A 21,349-nucleotide genomic window follows, 5' to 3' on the forward strand; every position below is an offset into this window, starting at 1 on the left:
TAGCTACACATAGTAATCAAACACGCATCCAATGCCAAATTGAATCGCTAAAAGAACAAGTTATTGCCTAAAAACACGGCAAATTTAACAGGATATTAATGAGGAGTAGGAAGAAGTGGAACAATTACAGGTTCCACTCCTTAATTTGGAAATGACCTGAACGCTAAATCTGAATCGAACAAACGCTGTTCTTCCCCGCGTTTTTCGCTAAATAGACGGACTCATCGGCGGCTTTAATCAAATCGTTCATTGAGCCGAATTCTTCGGTTATTTCAGCGACACCAACACTAATGCTGCCAATCCAAACTTGATTACTGGTTTCAACCTCTAATTCAGACACTTTCTGTCGAGCGGTTTCCGCTATGTACATCCCACCTTTAAGGTCGGTGTCTGGGCAGATAACCAAGAACTCATCGCCACCTAACCGGCAAACAATATCATCATTACGGAACGTGTTTTTCAGTTCACGCGAGAGGGTTTTTAGCACCAAGTCGCCTGCATCATGACCGCTAGTGTCATTAATGCGCTTGAAGTGGTCGGCATCAATCATAATGCACACTAAAGGCATGCCAAGTTCTTTAGAGTCTTGCCAATGCAGCGCTAACTGTTTAAAAGCACTACGACGGTTATGCAAATTAGTGAGAGAGTCGGTTAATGACAGCTCTTCAAGTCTCTTGTTCGCTCTTTTTAATTCAGCCGTGCGTTCCTCAACTTTATCTTCGAGTAACTGGTTGAAGCGTAACAACTGCTTATTGCGTTCAGAGACTTGTTCAAATAAGCCTTTAAGAGCCGCCAACAAAGGCACAGTCGAAGAGTCTTGCTGCTTTTCCTCCGCTTCAAAGGCTTGCAGAGGTGTTGCACCCTCTTCTATCGCGGCCACTTGTCGCGCCATGTTTTGGTCGATGCCAAGGATGTGATAAGCAAGCCAATGGATGAGGAAGTCCAGTAGCTGACGTGCTGACGCCTGATCTTCTTCCAAGATGAAGGCTTGCATGCTGTAGATGTCTTGCATAAACACACGATGCACTTTGATGTGTTCTTCAATGTGTAACTCATACACACCGCAATCCCTCATCAAAGATTCTTCCTCTTTAAAGTGAAATTCGGCATAGCGTGTGAGATCGAGTAAAGCGACGTTAATGTCGTCAATAGAGATAGTATTCTCTGACAACAGGTTTCCGTAGTGGTTGATAAAACCAACAAGATATTGATGCTGTTCATCTACAACACCAATGCCTGTTTCAAAGTTTTTATCCCAATTAAATGAATTCATAAATCCCTTAAGGCCGATACCACCAGCACGATTTACATGCATATTCGGAGGTTATAGATATTCGAAAAAATATAACCATCTTACCTGTGGGTCTATTAGATTGTTTGATCCATTTTATAAAAAGAAGATATTGAACACTCTAAATATAACTCATCTTAAATTTGAGACGCCCCTTTTAACAAGAGCGCCTCACGAAGCTAACACTAGAAATAATATTCCAACGCCATCTCAACAAAGTCATCCTTGCGCGCGAAGAACAGCAAGTCTTCTGGGGTTTCGTTCTCAAACAACCAAGCATTCAACCGCCACTTAAGGTTGTTGTTGATGCGGCTCGAGGCTTCTAACTTCGCACTGTAGACATCACTGTTATCTAAGTCTTGAGTGATGCCTGTAAGCACCTCAGTCCCATCTTCATCGTTCAAGGCGAAACGAGCCCCAAGGAACACATCGTTTTGACCGATGGTTTGGGCGTTATTGCCTCGGCTGTCATACAGGTATTCAGCAATGAAGCCGATATCCCAATACGATTCAAGCGCGCCAACCCAAGTGTATTCAAAGCCTGTTGCGACGCCCGTGTGGTTGTCGTAGCTGTCGCGATAAATGCTTTCCAGCTTCCATAACCAGTCTCCGATAATGCCTTGCACATCCAATCCGAAGTGCTGCATTTGTGCGTAGTATGGCTTGAGTTGGTTGCCTTCCACACGGTAATAAGGGTCGCGGTTTGTGCCGCCTAAGTAGCTTAAGCTGACATCCCAATCGCCGTACATTTGGCTATAGCGCAGCGCCACATCCACGTGCTTTTCTTCTCGTGAGGATTCGTAAAGCGCATCATCCGATACTGGCACCGTTGGTCTTAAGCGTCCGTCTTCGCCTGCAAAGGTACGCTCACGAAAATACGGCAGTAACATGGCGTCTATGGTGCCCCAATCTTTGATCGAGGTGAAGTGCACCATTGGCTGACCTAACTTAGATTCACCATCGACCGATTCAATAGCATCGGTTTGGTTTACCACATCCACCAAGTGCGCCGATTCGGTCACACCCCAGAACACTTTGCCAACACCCGCTCGCAGTTCGTAATCATCCCAATAGGTTAGATACAGAGCTTCACGAATGTCGCCATGGGTTCGCTCATCGTCTTCGCTGTCTAGGCGATAAAACGGCGTTAAGGTAAAGCTGCCATTGCCCTCTTGTTGCTCCCAGTAGAACTCTGGCTGCAACACCAGTGAGCTTTGCCCTTTGTCTTGCCCCTGTAAGCCATCACTAAAGAACTGCCTGTGTTCAAGGTTAACCTGCCCTGCGAGCTCTGGGGTAACCTGTTCTACGAATTCAGAGCTAAAGCCTGCCGCCACACATGGCAACGACACCTGCATAAGCCCGACGGTCGCTGCCAAAGTTAAGGATAACTGCGTTCCTGTTGCCACAATCCTTTTCATATTCCTGCCTTATTTTGCACGTTTTAGTGTGTTCTTTTGGAAATCCTTGTCTTTAAGACCGGTCTGGAAGGTTAAATCTGTCGTGGTTAATACCGTACTTTTGCCTGTTTGGTGGTTTTGCATCGACATGGTATGTGCGCGCCAGTATTGGTTTAGGTATTGTTTGTAGTCTTGGAACGATAGAGTTTTCAGCAATGCGCCTTTACGGTCGTAAAACTCCACTTGAACGGGGCGGTAGTATTGTTGGTCTAGCCATACTTTTTGCATGGTGTAGCCAGAGTTTTTGTCGGTCGGTACTTGCTCTAAAACAAAGGTATCGACACCTTCGATTTTGGCGTCTTCAATGTAGTTAAAGGTGTACTTTTCTAGCTCAAACGAGCTCAAGTCTTCGTAAGCAAATTCACTGCCCATAAACGGGCCCGATTTGTTGCGTGAAGAGATACGCTTCACACGTTTCAATGCAGGCAGATACAGCCACTGGTCATCGGATTTGGTGATGTGTGAATGGTTTAGGAAAGCCGTACCTTTTACATCACGTGGCTCATCAAAAATGGTTAAGCCTTTGTCGCCATCGTCATCGACTTCCAAAGATTTCAATCGCATTAGGCGTGTGCTGCTTTCGCCCTGTTTATTGCGAAGTAGCATTTCCATGGTCGCGACAGAATCGCCCCACCCCATATCAACGGCTTTGCGTTGCTCAGCAATTTCTAAACCTTTCGCCGGGTCTGCTAACGCTGGGAAAGCGGCGAATGTGCCAATTGTTAACGTACCGACGCTCAATGAGCTGACAGCAAATAGTGTAGTAACGAATGATTGTTTAACGCTTTTCATAAATATCTCCTTGAGTCAGCCCACCGCAGCAGGCTGACAATTCCCTATTTGGTCGATGTAGTCAGTTCGGCAGTCGAGTTAGGCTGCGTTGTTCTAGATAACTCGGCATTAGATGGTTGCGATTCGTGCTGAGGTTTATCTGCATAGTGCATCTGTTTGTCGAAGATCATCAGTAAGCTCGGTAGCAAGATGAAGTCGACCACCAGCGCAATGAAAATCACAATCGCGCTGAGCAAGCCCATGTCGGAGTTGAGTCTGAAGCTCGACATCGCCAGTACAGAGAAACCAGCCACGAGTACGACTGTGGTGATCCACAATGCACGTCCAACGGTGTGGAAGGCATATCGAACCGCTTCTTCTGCTGATTTCCCTTCGATTCTGGCGCGTTGGTATTTACTTAAAAAGTGCACCGCATCATCAACAACGATACCCAACGTGAGCGTCACCACGACTGACAAACCAAGGTTGATTTCACCTGAGATAAGCGCCCATAAACCAAAGCCAATGATCGCAGGCGCAATGTTTGGCACTAGGCTGATCATGCCTAAGCGAACTGAGCGCAACGCAAAGATCATCAAGCCAGAGATAAGCACTAAGGTAATAGGCAGAGTCGAGAGCATGCTCGCCATGTTGGTTTCGCCAATGTGGGCAAACATCAGTGATGGGCTCGACGCGACTACTTCATACTGAGGCGCATTGGTCGCAAACCATGAGTAAATGCGCTCTTCGAGTTCGACTAGCTCCACGCTGCCAAGATTATCGACGGTGAGCACCATTTTGATCGATGACTTATCGACGTTAATCTGGTTGTTCAAGTCCAAGCCATACGGCAAAGACATCTCATAAAGCAGAAGATACTGCGCGGCAAGTTCACGGTTAAGCGGTAGCTTGTAGTAGCTTTCGTCGTCACCGTGCATGTTCTTGTTCAAGCGCATGTAAACATCAGAAAGCGTTGCCACGTGATCGGTTTCTGGTTGTACGCGTAGCCAATCGGTAAAGTCACCAATCGCTTGCAAAAACACAGGATCGGCAATCGCTTGAGATTCATTGGTTTTCACTGCGATGCTAAGGGTCGTCATGCCGCTTACGGTCTGTTCCATGAAGTCCGCTGCTTGTCTGAATTCACTTGAGGTATCGAAATACTTCACCGATTCGTCATTAACTTTGTTGAGTGGGATTAACGCGGCGGCACCCACAATCACAAGAGTTGAAATCGGCAGCAGTGCTTTACGGTTGGTTACGACAAAATCGCCCAGCTTATCCATGAAGGTGACTTTGTTTGCCGCCTCAGGGTTAGCAGGTAGGCGTTTCACAGGCAGCAGTTTTAGCAGAGCAGGCAGCATAGTCACAGAGAGGAAGCACGCGATAAGTACGCCTAGTGCCGATAAGTTACCGAAATCACGCAGCACTGGTGAATCCGACATGTTCATCATCAAGAAACCAATCGCAGTAGTGACTGAGGTGATCAGAATTGGCATAGCATTGAGCTTAATGCTGTATTGAATGGCTTGTGCTTTCTCCATCCCGCGTTGCATCGCTTGTCTCATGGTCACAATGACGTGAACACAATCGGCAACCGCCAAAGTTAACACTAAGGTTGGAACGTTAACCGTGGCGGTACTGAGGAACATCCCTGCCCAGCCAGACAAACCCATGGTGGCGACAATCGAAGAGATGATCACAATAAGCGTCGCAACTACACTAAAGAACGAGCGCAGCATAAAGGTCAGGAACACCAGTACCACTAGCAGCATTAACGGTACGAGCGTTGAGCTGTCTTGTTGAGCCGAAGTCATAAACGCGTTGTTCATGGCGATGATGCCCGCTTTATGGAATTCCACATTCGGATACTGAGCTTGGTACTTGCCGATCATGGCATTAATCGCCGCAATCACCTCTTGCACTTCTGCTGTTTTATCTATTTCTGGCAGTTGCACTGTGACGTTAACAATGGTCACATCGCCCGACGCCGACACCAAAGCATTCTTGAGCAATGGTTCGTTGAGGGCGATCTGTTTTACTTTGGCTATGCGCTCTGGTGTGTGTTCGTATTCTTCATACAGCAAGTCTTCTACCAAGAGGTCATCTTCAATGGCTTCGGTGTGCTGATAATTGGCAAGAGAATCCACACGACTTGAATACGGGATCTGCCACGCGTCAACCGTGAGGTTTTGAATTAGGGTGAGGGTTTCAGGAGTGAAGACATTGCCATCTTCAGGGGCGACAACAATCGCAAGGTTGTCGGTTTTTGCAAAGGTGGTTTGGATTTCATCGAACGCCATCAACTGTTTGTTGGTGCCTTCGAAGAAGATGTTGTAGTCCCCTCTAAAGTAGAGGTTCTTAGCCCCTAATGCAGAGAGAATGATGATTGAAAACACCACCAGCAGAACGATAAACGAACGTTTGGTAGGTATTGAGTGCCAACTGTTATTTAGATCTGCGTTTACGCTATCGGCATTAGGGTTATCTCGATTTTGCTGATCGAAAGCGGGCTTCTGGCTGTCATGTTTCATCACAGTCTCCATTTGTGACGATTCGTCATATTTGTGTCATAAAAAGCCAGCCGAAGCTGACAAAAGACACAATTCTTAGTCAAACACTCAAGAAAACAGCAACCACAGTCGGTTAATCTCAAGTTGTGACGAATCGTCAAAAATGGTTATTAATAAACCCACATGTGTGGGCTTAATGGAAGCTATCGACCTACAGATTCTAAGTAAGCGATCTCTTCACTGAACAGTTCTTGTTCTACACGACGCCAAGTTTTACGGTAATCCCAGTCGGTAGAAAGGGGCTGCCAATTGAGGCCGTCTAGTAGCATGTTCGCGTTGTGTAATACTGAATACGGGTCTTGTAACCGCTTAATACAATGACTGTTTGATGCGTTCTGTGACAAGGCATTTGAACCAAATGCGATTGACCAGTTAGCAAACACGATGGCATCAGAACCTACACCAGAAGAGAACTTAAGGTCACCGGCTTCTACGGCTTGATTAACCATAGTGTCGGCTTGTTCAATCACTAACTCTTCCAGTTCATTCATCTCAGCCACGCGTGCACTAGACGCTTTCTCCAGTACCCACGGGCTTTTTGCCATGATCGCACAGGTTGATAATACCGGTTCCATGCGCGCATAGATTCGGTAAGCAACGTGCAGTGCGACTATCTTTTCGCGTGTGTTGCCTTCAAACTCTCCAGAACGAGAAAACATCAATGCCTCGGTCTTTAAAGAGTGAATACACAAGGCTAAAACCACGTCTTCTTTGCTGCAAAAGTGATTGTATATCGTACCTTTAGAATAAGAACTTGCTGCCGTTAGCCTGTCCATCGTGAGGTTTCCGAACCCTTGTTCTCGAACCAGATCTTTTGCTAACAACATCAACTCTACTTCTCGGTCTGCGATAGACTGCTGCTTTTTAGACAACACGCCTTTGCAACCAAAAATACCTTGTTTATCGCCTTTACAACCAAAGCCAAACATAATTTCTCAGTCCGTATATGAGCTTAGCCATTACCTAAGCTTCGCCAGTATTTAAAACGCTCCTATCCAATATATTAACACGAATAGTAAATTCATGTAGTTAACCATTTTGTGACGCTTCGTCATTTCTGACTTATCGTCATAATAGCGCAAATATTGATCATATCAAGGTGTTTTATAAATTAAATTCAAAATTTGAATGGATAGGTGGATTGGGAGTCGATAAGACAATCATCAATAGTCGACCTTAAGAGAAGACCCGTATTTTGACCTACAGATTGCGAAAGTGAATTGGTCATTCTTAACCTAACAAAGAATGTCGTCACTTTAAGCTACTATGCGCATTCATGCCCAATGATTCCTAGCGCTAACCACAAGAATGAATGACTGTAGGCTTACTTTTTAGGGCAGACGTCTCCTTATGGTCAATATTTGGCTTACTAATGCCGTTTTCTGTTAAGTTGCTATAAATTCGGTAAGGGGTGACTTACAATAGTGACAACGACTTACCTTTTTTGAGAACACGATATTGAGCGCCAAATATTCTTATTTAGCTTGGCAAGTGAATACTTCTAGCCCAGCAGAAAAGCTAGTTTTATTGATGCTTGCAGACGGTGCTGACGAATTCGGCTACACCAATGTGTGCCTACAGACAGCAGGTCAACTTTGTGCTCTCTCTACGTTTGGTTTAGCCGACTGTCTTAAGTGTTTAGTCGACCAAGGTTTTCTCGATAAGGTGAAAGTAGATTATCGAGATCAAAAAGAGATTCACGTTTTCAAAATGCTCATTGAGCAAGAGCAAGCTGCAGCGCACGTTGAGGTTCAACCGACCAATAGTATTCCGGTCTACTCCACTGCACCTGCACCTGCACCTGCACCTGCACCTGCACCTGCACCCAAGTTTCAGCCTGCTCCGGCACCAATGCAACACATGCAGCAGGCCCCTCGCCCACAAGGTCGAGGCTCAATGAACAGCAACACCGTCTCTACTCATGATCTCAACGAAGAAGAGATACCATCATGGGCGGAACGTGCGTTTAAATTCTCCGGTTTGACCGGTGACCATAGTTTAGTATGGAAAAAATTTGTCCTCTGGTATAAAGCCAAAGCCAATGAATTAATGCCATTATCTCGGATTGAATCCAAGCTGCAGTACTGGCTAGTTAACGAGAAGCAAAATGAAAGACAACAACAGCAGAAGACCTCTCAATATTCAGGAAATGCAGGACAAGCTCAAGGAAATGGGTATAGACAAAAGCTTAGCCCATCTGAACGCTTCAGGCAGCAGCTCATTCAAAAAGGCAAAAAGCCAACCTTCTGAGCCAGCTCAACCTGTTGTTCCTGACGCTACCGTACAGCCTAACGCACCTGAAGTGATTGAAGCACAAAGTACAGAAATGAAAGTAGCGACACCAAACGCTGCGGGCTCTGGTGCGTCTCAGCAAGTGCCTGTTGTTGATCAGGATGCCGCAGAATTAGAACTAACCGATTGGTGTATTCACGTGTTCGGCTCTTTCTTGAGCGTATACGAAACACAGTGGGAATATCAGTACGGTAGCGAGCCAAGTGGTAAGTTCATTGAGTTTGCTAACTCTGTTGATTCAGACGGCCTAAACCGAGTGCTAATGCACTGTCACGAGCGCATTCAGCTTGGCAACAGTTGGCCGCCGCAAATGGGTGAGCTGTGGATCCTGAAAGACTCTTTGACCGAAGAAGAGCTGTTGGATAGCCGTATCCGTGTGTTGTCGCGTACAGCGGTGAACAAGATTGAGAAATGGCTGATTCAAAACAAGCTGTATGACTTGAAGCGCACTGCGGAAAACAAGCTTGATGGCCTGTTTAAGAAGTACTACTTGGAAGCAAAACGTTTAGATGAGAAAGGCATGCTAGAAACGGAGTTGCCGCAATTCCTTCTTGCCGCTAACTCAGTGAAGAACCTCAACGATTTAAAACGTGAAGAGTACGAAAGCCAACACGGCAAAGCGATTAACCCTAGAATTCAGCGTATTCTGAACAGTAAAAAGTAACCGTCGGCCCGCTATCTGTTGTAAGAAAACAGAGTAGCGACTACACGGTTAATAGATACAAAAATGCCAGCTATCAAGCTGGCATTTTTTTTGAATTCTTACGAACTCTTAACGACTGATCGCATTACTGATTGATTACAGTAGGTGGATAGTTGCGTTTAGAGAGAAAACGCCTGCGTCGTCATCTTTCATTTTGAAGTTTTGGTAGCTAGCGCCTACAGATAGTGGACCGAAGATGAAGTATTCAGCGCCTACAGCGTACATGATATCAACGTCGTCTTGCTTGAAGTTATCGCCTTTCACTTCGTAAGAATGAAGACCACCCTTCGCGTATACGTGAAGAGGACCGAAGTCGATGCTTGGTTTGATCGCTAAGTAAGCAGTGCTTACGTCAACACCTTGTTTAGCACGGTTGCCGTAGCTAACGTTGTCGAAAGAACCTAGATCCCAGTAACCCGCTTCAACACCGATTAGTGGAAGGATACCTGTACCTACGTGGATGCCCACCGCATTTTCATCTTCACCAGCGAATGAGTTTTGACCACCCATTACACCGCCGTACAACCAAGAATCAGCCATTGCTGTTGAAGATGCACCTAGTAGTGCTAGTGCCAATAACGTTTTTTTCATATTCGACCTTTTTCGTCCTAGTGGCAGGCCTTGAGTGGTAATAAATTGCCACCAAGTCGCCCTGTATGTAATAACTATTCAATTAGTAATGCAATAAGCAAGATTTATACCCAAACCTTGCTATTGCGTCTAGCTTTATTCCTTTAGCAAGCATCAATCGCGTTTTTAACACGCTTATCTGATACTGGGTAAGGCGTACCGAGCTGCTGTGCGAAGAAGCTTACACGAAGCTCTTCTATCATCCAACGCACCTCTTTTACATTTTCTGGAACCGCGATCCCTTTTGGAATTTTATTCAGCAGTTCTTTGTAATCATTCATTACTGACTCAACTTTGATCATGTGAAGACGATCTTTGTTCGGGTCAATTGGCAGTTTTTCCATGCGACGTTCAATCGCTCTCATATAGCGTAGAATATCTGGCAGGCGTTTCCATCCACATTCTGTGGCAAAACCCTTAAAAATCAAACCTTCTACCTGAGCTTTTATATCAGAAAGTGCGAATGCCATTGAAAGATCAACACGGCCTTTTAGCTTCTTACTGATGCTGAATGCCGTGGTTAAGATGGTTTCAACCTGTTGAGCAATCTCAACTACCGTATCACCCAACTCTGCACGTACGTGTTCTTTCAGTGCTTCAAACTGCTCTGGCTCCCAAACCAAACCGCCCTTCTCTTCAATCAGCTTATCAATACCACAAGCGATACAGTCATCGATTAAATCAAGTACCTGTCCGTATGGGTTGAAGTACAAGCCAAGTTTCGATTTGTTCGGCAAGTTCGAGTGCAAGTATTTGATCGGCGATGGCACGTTCAATAAGATCAAACGACGTTGACCCGATTTCATTGCCGAGATCTGCTCTTGCTCGGTTTCGAACAGTTTGATCTCTACGCTGTCTTTGGTATCCACCAGCGCAGGGAAGGCTTTAACATCGTAGCCGCCACGCTTCTGTTGGTAGACTTTTGGTAACTCACCAAAGCTCCACGTGTGCAGATTCTGCTGCTCGATATCGTCATCCGCAACTTTAGAAAGCGTTTCTTGAACCTTATCTTTCAGGCTCTCTTTCAATTCATGCAAATCTTTCTGTTCTTTCAGCTTACGCTTGCGATGATCTACGGCACGGAATGTTACCTTTAAGTGTTCCGGAATCTGGTCTAACTTCCAGTCGTCACGGACCACTTCAACACCTGTCATACGGCGCAGCTCTTTCTCAAGAGAGTCTAACAGCGGCGCTTCTAACGGTGTAACACGAGCCAAGAACGCATCGGCGTAGTTTGGCGCAGGCACAAAGTTACGGCGTAGCGTTTTAGGTAATGACTTGATTAGGCTAATCACCAATTCCTGACGTAGTCCTGGGATCTGCCAATCGAATCCGTTCTGGTCGATCTGGTTCAAGATAGGCAGCGGAATGTGTACCGTTACACCATCGTTGTCATCGCCAGGCTCAAATTGGTAACTCAGCTTGAGCTTGATACCGTTTTGGTGCCAGAAGTTCGGGTAATCCAAGTCAGTAACGTGGCTAGCATCACCTCGGAACAGCATCGACTTTTCAAAGTTCAGCAGTTCAGGGGTTTTCTGGCTGGTCTTCTTCCACCATGTATCGAAGTGACGGCCTGAAACTGCCTCTTCGCCAACACGCTGGTCATAGAAATCGAACAGTTCATCATCGTCGATCAAGATGTCACGACGACGCGATTTATGCTCAAGCTCTTCCACTTCTTGCAGTAGCTTGCGGTTTTGCTTGAAGAAGGTGTGTTTGGTTTCCCACTCACCTTCTACTAATGCACTACGTACAAACAACTCACGGCTGACAGTTGCATCAATTGCACCGTAGTTCACAAGGCGTTTAGGAACAATCGGGATTCCGTAAAGCATCACTTTTTCGTGTGCCATGACTGCCGCTTGTTTCTTCGACCAGTGTGGTTCGCTATAGCTACGTTTAATCAGGTGTTTCGCTAGCGGTTCAATCCATTCAGGTTGAATCTTGGCGATAACACGACCCCAAAGTTTTGAGGTTTCCACCAGCTCAGCAGACATGATCCATTTAGGCTGTTTCTTAAATAGGCCAGACGCAGGGAAGATATGGAAACGTGCGTTACGTGCACCTTGATACTCATTCTTCTCTTGGTCTTTCATACCGATGTGCGAAAGCAGGCCTGATAGTAGCGAGATATGAATGCCATCATAGCTGCCCGGCTCTGTATTCAACTTAGTATCAAGTTCACGCATCGCTTGGTGAATTTGGAAGTACACATCTTGCCATTCACGAATACGTAAATAGTTGAGGTAATCCTGCTTACACTGTTTGCGGAACTGGTTACTCGACAGCGCTTTTTGCTGCTGCTTGATGTAATCCCATAGGTTCACAAACGTAATGAAATCAGACTCTTTATCGAAGAAACGTTTGTGCTTGTCATCAGACGATTGTTGCTTGTCTGACGGGCGCTCACGCGGATCTTGAATCGACAACGCAGACGCAATCACCATCACTTCGTGTAGGCATCGGTTACGTGGCGCTTCAATCACCATACGCGCTAAACGTGGATCGATAGGCAGTTTTGCTAGCTTACGGCCAATCGCGGTGAGCTTCTTCTTGTCATCGCCTTGGTTCTTGTTTTTGTTGGCTGACGGTTCAACAGTCGCGATCGCACCAAGCTCTTCAAGCAGCCTTACACCATCTTGAATGTTGCGCTTATCGGGCGCTTCAACAAATGGGAACGCTTGAATGTCGCCGAGGCCTAGCGCTGTCATCTGAAGGATAACCGATGCTAGGTTAGTACGAAGGATCTCTGGGTCAGTAAACTCTGGGCGTGATTCGAAATCTTCCTCCGAATACAAGCGAATACAGATACCTTCCGCAACACGACCACAACGACCTTTACGCTGATTTGCACTCGCTTGAGACACGGGCTCAATCGGCAGACGCTGTACTTTGGTGCGGTAGCTGTAACGGCTAATACGCGCCGTACCCGGGTCGATAACATACTTGATGCCCGGAACGGTTAATGAGGTTTCTGCCACGTTGGTTGCCAGAACAATGCGTCGTCCCGTGTGAGACTGGAAGATTCGGTTCTGCTCTCCCGCCGACAGACGAGCGTATAGCGGAACAATCTCAGTATCACGTAGGTTACGTTTACTTAATGCATCTGCGGTATCACGAATCTCTCGCTCACCGTTCATGAAGATCAAGATATCGCCAAGCCCTTCATCACACAGTTCATCAACCGCTTCAAAGATGCCTTCAATTTGGTCGCGATCTGAATCACTTTCATCACCACCTAACGGGCGGTAACGCGTGTCTACTGGGTAAGTACGGCCAGACACTTCAATGATTGGCGCATTATTGAAGTGCTTAGAGAAACGCTCTGGATCGATGGTTGCCGACGTGATGATCACTTTCAGATCAGGACGCTTTGGTAGCAACTCTTTCAGGTAACCCATGATGAAATCGATGTTCAGGCTACGTTCGTGCGCTTCATCGATGATGATGGTGTCGTACTGGTTTAAAAAACGGTCGTGTTGAATCTCCGCCAGTAGAATACCGTCGGTCATCAATTTGATCTGTGTGTTGTCAGAAATCTGGTCGTTGAATCGAACCTTATAACCAACAAACTCACCTAGCTGCGTTTCCATCTCTTCAGCAATACGGTTCGCAACCGAACGTGCAGCAAGACGACGAGGCTGAGTGTGACCAATTAGGCCAAAGCGGCCGCGGCCAAGCTCAGAACAGATTTTTGGTAGCTGAGTGGTTTTACCCGAACCCGTTTCACCCGCCACGATAACCACTTGGTTTTCAGCAATGGCTTTCGCGATGTCGTCGCGTTTTTGGCTAACAGGGAGAATCTCTGGGTATTCAATCGTTGGTTTTTGCGCAGCACGCTGAGTTGCCGTCATCATTGACTTAGCAATGTCTAACGCAATCTCATCAAAGACAGCGTGCTTAGCTTGTTCGTTCTTAATTTTACTCGCACCAGCAATTCGCTTACTCAAACGGAAGCGATCGCGCATCATGCACTCATTTAAGGCCTTACGAAGAGAGGCTGGGCTATTTTGAGATGCGCTAGCTTTAGGTGCTTGTTGTTTGTTGTTTTGCTTTGTTTGATTAGCTTGATCAGCAGCAGAGTCCGATGTCGCGTTGGTATTCGCTACATGGTTATTTTTATCTGCTTTTTCCGGAGACGAAGTCACAGCGTGTCCTATTCTTTCTCTTATATAAACTCGCGCGATTGTAGCATAAAGGAAAGGAACGAGTTAACACAAAGCAAGGAATATTAGCTGCCTAAGCACCTGCTGAAACAGGAGTAATGCAAACTAACGTGTTCAATTGTTACACTAAAAACTGAAGCTCATTATTGGTAGGCAGTTGGTGATTCGATTAAAAAATATTGGCTTAGATTGCCCAAGCCAACATTAGGTAGAAACACGTTATTGGTAGAGACTCTGAAAGCAATAAGAGCTTCACTTGTCTCGTGTTTAGTATTCCAGATTAACTTCGTCTTTTAATAAAACAGACTTATCAACGGGTTTCATTAAGTAATTCATTACAGTAATTGAAACCAATAGCGCAGCGTAAGCCAAATAGGTGTTTTCAGCCGTCCCCGCTACCGAGGCGAGTATTCCTCCGAAGAACCCTGACACACCCCATGCTGAATAGAGTATTCCAAAGTTGGTTCCGTACGTCTTCAAACCATAATCCACCGCTGTTACTGGAGGGAAAACACCGAATAACGCACCATAAGACATGGCGCCTGCGGAGATCCCGATCATTAGAGGAATCGTGGTTTCAATGGTTGTAAAAAACACCATATTGACCGCTTGCAACATGAATATTAAGCCTAGTGTATGAACGCGCCCTATCCTGTCGAATACAACGCCGCCAATGACTCGCCCTGCGGTATTAAAAATCGCTAATAAAATGATACCTAACGCAATTTCTTCAGCGGTTAAGCCTATTGATTTACTGACGTTGCCAATGGAACCGATGAGCATGATACCTGCTGCTGATGACACCATGAACATTAACCATATCTGGTAAAATTGTGGTGTTTTAAGCATATCCAGCCACTGGATGTTTATGTCTGATCCATATTCCGCAGCCTTTCCTCCGGGAACTTCTGAAACATATCCTTTGGGTGGGTTCACCAGCAGAGAGGCCATCGGGATCATGAAGAGTAGACCGACACCGAGGATCTTGAACGTATCTAAGATGCCATAGTGTTCGATGAGAACGGTCGATAACGGAGCTAAATACAGTGCCGCCATCGCAAACCCACCAGCGGTTAAACCACTAACCAGCCCCTTTCTATTCTCTGGCCACCACTTCATGGTACATGGGCCAATACAGGCATAGGCAAAGCCCATCCCAGCACCAACCATACACCCGAATGTAACCTGCAATTCCGCTAATGTTGAGGCATAACCGGACGCTAAAAGCCCCGCCCCGACAAGAAACACACCAAGTATTGTGACCTTCCTTGGCCCTATTTTGTCTTGCCATACCCCAGCCAAAAACAGACTTACCGAAAATGCGAACACGGAAGTCTGGTAAGGCCCATCTACGTCCTTAGGATCAACACCTAGCGCCTCAGCCAAAGGTTCACTGAAAACGCCCCATACATATAGGATACCGATCGATAGGTTCACGATTAAACCTATCACTAGTATTTTAAATGGTTTACTAATCAAGCTAACCTCAACAATTCGCTGTTTATGAACAATCGTTAGAAATGATGACTTTCAACGACTTGTGGTCTGAAGCATGGATAAAGGTCGAATAAGCTTCTTCTGACTCTGTTAAATTGAACTGGTGACTAATCAGTTTTTGAGGTTCCAAATAACCCGCTCTAATTTGCTTGATTAACATTGGTGTTGTGTTGGTATGAACCATGCCAGCTGTCATAGTGAAGTTTCGTTTCCACATGTCTTCTAGGTTAATCGTTGCAGATTTACCGTGAACACCAAGCACTGCAATGTTGCCTCCTGGGCACACCAACTTCTGAGACATATCCCACCCAGCAGGAATGCCAATAGCTTCAATCACCACATCAACACCCACATCATCTGTCATGTCGAGAATTTGCTGCACGGCGCTGCCATCTGAGTTATCGATCGCATGAGTTGCACCTAGCTCTTTAGCCACTTGCAGTCGATGAGGGTTAGTATCAATTGCATAGATTTCGCTTGGAGTGAAGAACTTAGAGGTCATCAGAGCTGCAAGGCCAACGGGACCACAACCAATAACGGCAACAGAGCAACCCGGCTGAACCTGACCATCCAATACACCCACTTCGTAACCCGTTGGGAAAATATCGCTCAATAGAACCAGAGAGTCTGTATCGATGTCATCAGGAACAAGGTGCAGACTTGTATCGCCATAAGGAACTCGAACGTATTCCGCTTGGCAGCCATCAATTTCATTACCAAGTAGCCAGCCACCATCTAAACATTGACCAAATTTAGACACTTGACACATTTTGCAGCTACCACATGAAGTAATACATGACACGATCACGCGATCGCCTGGCTTAAACTTACTCACCAACTCACCGCATTCTTCGACTATACCAACCCCTTCATGGCCCATGATTGTGCCTGGCTTAAATGTCGCAACGTTATTTCTTAATATATGTAAATCCGTACCACAAATTGTGGTTTTCTCGATTCTTACGACGACATCGCTTTGCTTCTCAATTGTAGGGATTGGACGTTCTTCCAATTTCGCGCTGTCTTTTCCATCAAATACATATGCTTTCATTATTCTTCCTAGCTGACGTTGTTGTTATATAAATTCGAGCTCATCATATAGACGCAATTAAATAATTAACGTGACCAGCACGACGATTAACAATCGATTAACAGACAATAAACACAGTTAGAACACCATAAAGACCCAGGATGGAAATATAATATAAGTCATTGTAAATAATATAAAAAAGTTAACAAATAATGAAAGAAGGTTAAATAATCAAATAGTAGTAAAATCCGAAAAGGAGACAGAGAATATTAGATAATCAGAATGAACTCATATATTAGGTTTCAGTTGAAGTAGCTTCGAATAGTTAATTATCAGTGGCTAATCGTGATTAGCTCTTTTCTTTAGTGATAAAAAAATGCCGCTCTATTTGGAGCGGCATTTTTAGTAGATGTAATACTTTAGAACTCGTATTGGAAGTAAACCGTGTTGTAGTTACTGCCACCTTTGATACGTCCAAACTGGGACGCATTTTCAAAGATCGCCGAGCGGTGATGTAATGAGTAACCAAACCATAAATTGTTGAGGTCATTCTTACCGATAAGGTCACCGACGTTCACATCAAATGAGAAGTCCAAGTAGTTTAACAGGTGGCTTGCCGTGTAGCCCTTACGATCCATTTCAGAGCCTTCGATATAAGTAATCGAATCTATGTAAGACATACCCTCTGCGACACCGAATCGCCACTGAGTTGGCCAGTTGAAGGTGTAGTACGCTTTAATTGCAATGATGTATTCCGTGCTACTGGATTGAACGTCTGAACTCCAGTGATGCGCAATACCCGGCGTTAGATAGATATCCAACGGGAAACCAAAGATCTCATCCGTTAAAGGGTGACCGTAAAAGAACGATGTGAGTTGGTTGTTGTATTCGTCTTTCTCTGTGTTGAACTTCATGATGTCGCCGATATTCGACGGTGTTGCCCAGCCATGTGCGACACGTAAATACGGCGCATTGCTCAACTTAGGTTTCGGCGCTTTCTCTTTATCGTTAAAGAAACCAAAGCCAAGGTACAGTTCACCTTGATAACGATCTTCGACAATCGACGAATCGTAAGCGTTATCGTCCAATCGAGTGACACTGGTTGAACCCAATAAGTATAAGTTTGAAACTACATGGTAACGCGCTTCAACACCGACATTTAAGTCAACACCAGCCCCAATGCTTTCACTCGCTGCAGAGTAATACTCACTGTTGAAGTCAGCACTTTTATAACGCAGTGTCGCACTTGGGTAGAACTCCCAATCGCCTGTTTCATACTTCGCTTTAGCACGCAAGTTACCGTGGAGGTTAAACTCACTGTCACTCATGATTTCTGTTTCAACAGCCCACTGCTCGTCCAACTGGTACGCAAGTTGCCCACCAAAGTCAGCTGTATCACCCTCAATCGCGTTCTGCTCAGATGCTGGGATATCAATAAACCGCATGCGAGAAATAGCATTAAAAGACCATTTTTCGTCATCTGTTTGGTAGAGGTAAGCCCCCATTTCAGTACCGTCAATGAACACATAGTCGTTTTTAAAGAACAACATTGGGACAAACGAGCTGACGGTCTTATCACCACCTGACGTGTCATAAGGGATACTAGCAGTACGGAACATTGCTGCAATGCCCCACTCTTGCTCTTCAGCGGCCCACACATTAGTGCTTAGGAACGCGCTACCAAGTAGAATCGCACCCGATGAAGTGAGAGTCGGTAAATATTTGAGCTTCATTCTTATGTAATTACTCTTTGTAATAAATATTGTGTTACTGAATAGACATTTATTAACCGTGATGGCTAACTATTTTTAGGTTTGCTCGGCATTGACCGTTACAATGTAGGATATTCTCGGTTAAATGAAAGTATTGTGAAAGTCTCCGAATTACAAAATATTATAGATCACTTACCCAAATATTCCGATCCAGATATTGTTATGGGCGAGGCGTGGCTACCCGAACGTTTGGTGAATACCAACCTAGACGGCGACATGCTATTCCTTGAATTCGATAATGCCCCTGAAGACAATCAAGGGGATGAAGAAGGCCGTGGTTTTGTTGAACACGAGATTGCTATGATTCGTGAAAAACTGGAACAGGTGTTAGACGACACTTCCGATACCAAGACCAAAGCCGATGCTCTATTGGCAATATTTCTAATGGGTCATGAACTTTCTAGTTCAGAAGTTATCGAAATACTTGAAACAACAGAGTCTGAAACGAGTGAGCCTCAAACGAATAAGCTCGAATTAATAGAACACCACGACGACTAGCCACTAACGATTTTAGGTACCGTATTGAAACCCTCTACGACATCATCTCTTCCCCTGTTACTCGCCGGACCCATTTTAAGAAAAACCACCGCGACTGAAGTGGTAATTTGGTTAGCCACCAGCTCGCCTCTCATAGGCAGGGCTGAGCTGTATGTTAACAAAACAGATCTCGTTGAAGAAATCGGCCAGTCCAACGTAGAGCAAGACCAACCGTTTTATACCTCTTCGCTTGAAGAGCATGATTCGATTCAAGTCGGCACACATGCGTGGGTGACACTCATCCGCTTACAAGGTCAGTTTCCGACTAATACGCTTCTTGAGTATGACATTCACACAGACTCAGGTTCACTAAAAGAGCTCGCCCCTCACCTTGTTTACAATGGCAAATCTCACGTTGAGTTTAAGATATCGACCTCGGCTGATTACATTCTTCATGGATCTTGCCGTAACCCGCATCATCCAAGCAAAGACAGCCTAGTCGCAGCCGATAACAAGATTGCCGAGCAAACCGTTGCAGAAAGACCCGATATGCTGATGATGAGCGGCGATCAGATCTACGCCGATCATGTGGCAGGCCCAACGCTTGATGCTATTCAACAAGTGATTCAACGGCTTGGTCTTGTTGGTGAGAGCTTACCGACTGACTCACAGATTAAACAAATCAACAGCAGTGACGCTCTGTATAACAGTGAATATCACTTATACCAGCGTCATCACTATTTACCGCACCACACCGCTTCAGAATCGATGCTCGATAAGTTCTTTCCGAATCGTGGCATGCCAATTTTTAGTTCTACCGATTGTGAAAACCACTTGGTCACGCTGTCTGAGTTTATCGCGATGTACTTGTTGGTTTGGTCTCCAACACTGTGGCAACGCATTAACCGCGAACGATTAATCGAAAACAATTTCATGCAGGCTGGTCGACAATTGACGCCAGCAGAGCAGCAACAGTGGCGTGATGAAAGCGTCATCATCGATGATTTCATTGCTGGCTTACCGCAAGTACAACGTCTGTTCGCGCATATCCCAACATACATGATCTTCGACGATCACGATGTTACTGATGATTGGAACCTTACAGTGGGTTGGGAATACGCCGTCGACCAAAATCAGTTCGCCACTCAAGTGATTGGTAATGGCCTTGCCGCCTACTGGATGTGTCAGGGTTGGGGTAACAAGCCTGAGAGCTTCGACGAAGCGTTCATCGAGCAAGCAAAACAGCTTTTTGTCGATCATCCGCGCATTACTGAACAAACGCATAATGAAGCCGGTAATCCTGCGACTACTCACTCTGTTGGCAAAATCGAGCCAGACAAGCATCAAGCCTTCATTGAGATGCTGAATCGCTTTGAAGAGTGGCATTACACAATAGATACCTCACCTAAAGTCATTGTGTTAGATACTCGAACCCGCCGTTGGCGTTCAGAGTCACGCATGAATAAGCCTTCAGGTTTAATGGACTGGGAAGCCTTGATTGAGTTTCAGCATCAGTTAATGAATCAAGATAAAGTGGTGATCGTTTCTGCTGCACCGATGTTTGGCGTGAAGTTTATTGAAACACTGCAAAAGATGGCGACCACAATCGGCAAGCCATTAGTGATTGACGCTGAAAACTGGATGGCACACCCGGGCAGTGCGAATACGCTGATCAGCATCTTTACCCATACCAAAACACCGACCAACTTCGTGGTGCTTTCTGGCGATGTTCACTACTCCTTTGCTTATGACATCAAGCTTAGGTATCGTCGCAACAGCCCGAACATCTATCAGATTACCTGTAGTGGCATTAAAAACCAGTTCCCTGCTCCGCTGCTTAAATTCTGCGATGTATGGGACCGTCTGTTGTACAGCCCTCGCTCAATTTTGAACTACTTCACTAAGCGTAAACGCTTGAAGATCGAAAAGCGAAGCCCTGACAATCAGACCTTCTATCGCCTTTCAAACCGCAGTGCGATTGGTGAATTGAGGCTAGATACCGATGGGAAACCGCAATCGATCACGACACTCAGTGGCGATGGCAAGGTCACCCGCTTTCCAAAACCGGACTAGGAAGTGCTCCTTATCGCTCGCGTATCCGTAATGTCAGTTTTTAGTAAAGACGCTTGCGATCACACTCTGTAGACCCAATAGTTATAGTTATACTTGTAGTTTTAGCTATCAGCGTTACGGAACCCGATACAAATTTTAACTGGAGCTCGTTATGTTCAATTCTCTCACATCAATGTTTAAACAATTGATTGAAGGCCAGGACCTAAGCAAAAACCAAGGCACATCACCTAACATCGCCATCGCGAGTTTGTTGTGTGAAGTCGCGGGAGCCGACCATCAGATCAATGAATCAGAAAGAGTCGCTAAGCTACAGCTTCTTCAACGCTTGCTGGATTTAGATGAAGAACAAGCGAAGGTGCTGCTAGCGCAAGCAGAGCCGAAAGTAGAGCAATCAGTATCGCTGTATGACTTTACATCTCAACTTAGAGATCTTTCTCAACCAGTGAGAATCGATTTAATCAAAGCGATGTGGGAAGTGGCGCACGCCGACGGGGAAATTGACCCTATCGAAGACTCTGTGATCCGTAAAACAGCAGAACTGCTCTACGTTGACCACAGTGACTTTATCAAGACTAAGTTGAACGTCCTCGGTAAAAGCTAATCAAGCGTTCTCTACT

Annotated in this window: 15 protein-coding genes; 5 read left to right on the forward strand and 10 right to left on the reverse strand. The window is 45.5% G+C overall.

The window, feature by feature from the left end; all coding sequences use genetic code 11:
- Positions 1–163 precede the first annotated feature (163 nt).
- The 5 genes from CWO08_RS17240 to CWO08_RS17260 form a co-directional block, all read right to left on the reverse strand.
- Positions 164–1,273: a GGDEF domain-containing protein gene (locus CWO08_RS17240; RefSeq protein ID WP_107899272.1), complete on the reverse strand. Its 1,110-nt coding sequence runs from the start codon at positions 1,271–1,273 to the stop codon at positions 164–166.
- A gap of 203 nt (positions 1,274–1,476) precedes the next feature.
- The gene (locus CWO08_RS17245; protein ID WP_108020830.1) at positions 1,477–2,709 is read right to left on the reverse strand and encodes a hypothetical protein; all 1,233 of its coding nucleotides are present in this window, start codon (positions 2,707–2,709) and stop codon (positions 1,477–1,479) included.
- Between the two features lie 9 nt (positions 2,710–2,718).
- Positions 2,719–3,540 carry an outer membrane lipoprotein-sorting protein gene (locus CWO08_RS17250; RefSeq protein ID WP_108020831.1) on the reverse strand — a complete coding sequence of 274 codons (822 nt, stop codon included), beginning with the start codon at positions 3,538–3,540 and terminating at the stop codon, positions 2,719–2,721.
- 44 nt (positions 3,541–3,584) lie between these two features.
- A complete protein-coding gene (locus CWO08_RS17255) occupies positions 3,585–6,065 on the reverse strand; it encodes an RND family transporter (RefSeq protein WP_258185384.1) in 2,481 nt (826 codons plus the stop codon).
- Positions 6,066–6,235: 170 nt separating this feature from the next.
- Positions 6,236–7,021 carry a TetR/AcrR family transcriptional regulator gene (locus CWO08_RS17260; protein WP_102432455.1) on the reverse strand — a complete coding sequence of 262 codons (786 nt, stop codon included), beginning with the start codon at positions 7,019–7,021 and terminating at the stop codon, positions 6,236–6,238.
- A 529-nt stretch (positions 7,022–7,550) separates the two neighbouring features.
- Between CWO08_RS17260 and CWO08_RS17265 the strand changes: the two genes are divergently transcribed.
- Positions 7,551–8,342 (forward strand): hypothetical protein, encoded by a 792-nt coding sequence (locus CWO08_RS17265; RefSeq protein ID WP_108020833.1) that lies wholly within the window; start codon positions 7,551–7,553, stop codon positions 8,340–8,342.
- The gene (locus CWO08_RS17270) at positions 8,263–9,048 is read left to right on the forward strand and encodes a hypothetical protein (protein ID WP_108020834.1); all 786 of its coding nucleotides are present in this window, start codon (positions 8,263–8,265) and stop codon (positions 9,046–9,048) included. Before CWO08_RS17265 ends, CWO08_RS17270 begins: the two co-directional genes overlap by 80 nt.
- A gap of 135 nt (positions 9,049–9,183) precedes the next feature.
- Here the strand turns inward: CWO08_RS17270 and CWO08_RS17275 are convergent, their stop codons facing one another.
- The 5 genes from CWO08_RS17275 to CWO08_RS17295 form a co-directional block, all read right to left on the reverse strand.
- Positions 9,184–9,678, reverse strand: a complete 495-nt coding sequence (locus tag CWO08_RS17275) for an outer membrane beta-barrel protein (RefSeq protein ID WP_017107497.1) — start codon at positions 9,676–9,678, stop codon at positions 9,184–9,186.
- Positions 9,679–9,821: 143 nt separating this feature from the next.
- Positions 9,822–13,865, reverse strand: coding sequence for an ATP-dependent RNA helicase HrpA (gene hrpA, locus CWO08_RS17280; RefSeq protein WP_108020835.1), 4,044 nt, complete (start codon positions 13,863–13,865; stop codon positions 9,822–9,824).
- 285 nt (positions 13,866–14,150) lie between these two features.
- On the reverse strand, positions 14,151–15,362 hold the full coding sequence (locus tag CWO08_RS17285) for an OFA family MFS transporter (RefSeq protein ID WP_102432457.1): 1,212 nt from the start codon (positions 15,360–15,362) through the stop codon (positions 14,151–14,153).
- A gap of 22 nt (positions 15,363–15,384) precedes the next feature.
- On the reverse strand, positions 15,385–16,431 hold the full coding sequence (locus CWO08_RS17290) for an alcohol dehydrogenase catalytic domain-containing protein (RefSeq protein ID WP_107899264.1): 1,047 nt from the start codon (positions 16,429–16,431) through the stop codon (positions 15,385–15,387).
- Positions 16,432–16,829: 398 nt separating this feature from the next.
- Positions 16,830–18,143, reverse strand: coding sequence for a MipA/OmpV family protein (locus CWO08_RS17295; RefSeq protein ID WP_048664816.1), 1,314 nt, complete (start codon positions 18,141–18,143; stop codon positions 16,830–16,832).
- An 81-nt stretch (positions 18,144–18,224) separates the two neighbouring features.
- On the opposite strand from CWO08_RS17295, the gene CWO08_RS17300 reads away from it, so the two are divergent.
- The 3 genes from CWO08_RS17300 (at position 18,225) to CWO08_RS17310 (ending at position 21,333) form a co-directional block, all read left to right on the forward strand.
- Positions 18,225–18,680: a hypothetical protein gene (locus tag CWO08_RS17300; RefSeq protein ID WP_102432727.1), complete on the forward strand. Its 456-nt coding sequence runs from the start codon at positions 18,225–18,227 to the stop codon at positions 18,678–18,680.
- Positions 18,681–18,704: 24 nt separating this feature from the next.
- Positions 18,705–20,732, forward strand: a complete 2,028-nt coding sequence (locus tag CWO08_RS17305) for a hypothetical protein (protein ID WP_108020836.1) — start codon at positions 18,705–18,707, stop codon at positions 20,730–20,732.
- A 151-nt stretch (positions 20,733–20,883) separates the two neighbouring features.
- Positions 20,884–21,333, forward strand: a complete 450-nt coding sequence (locus tag CWO08_RS17310; protein WP_048609171.1) for a TerB family tellurite resistance protein — start codon at positions 20,884–20,886, stop codon at positions 21,331–21,333.
- Positions 21,334–21,349: the final 16 nt, after the last annotated feature.

Source organism: Vibrio sp. 10N.286.48.B8, assembly GCF_003050085.1.
Lineage (GTDB): Bacteria > Pseudomonadota > Gammaproteobacteria > Enterobacterales > Vibrionaceae > Vibrio > Vibrio crassostreae.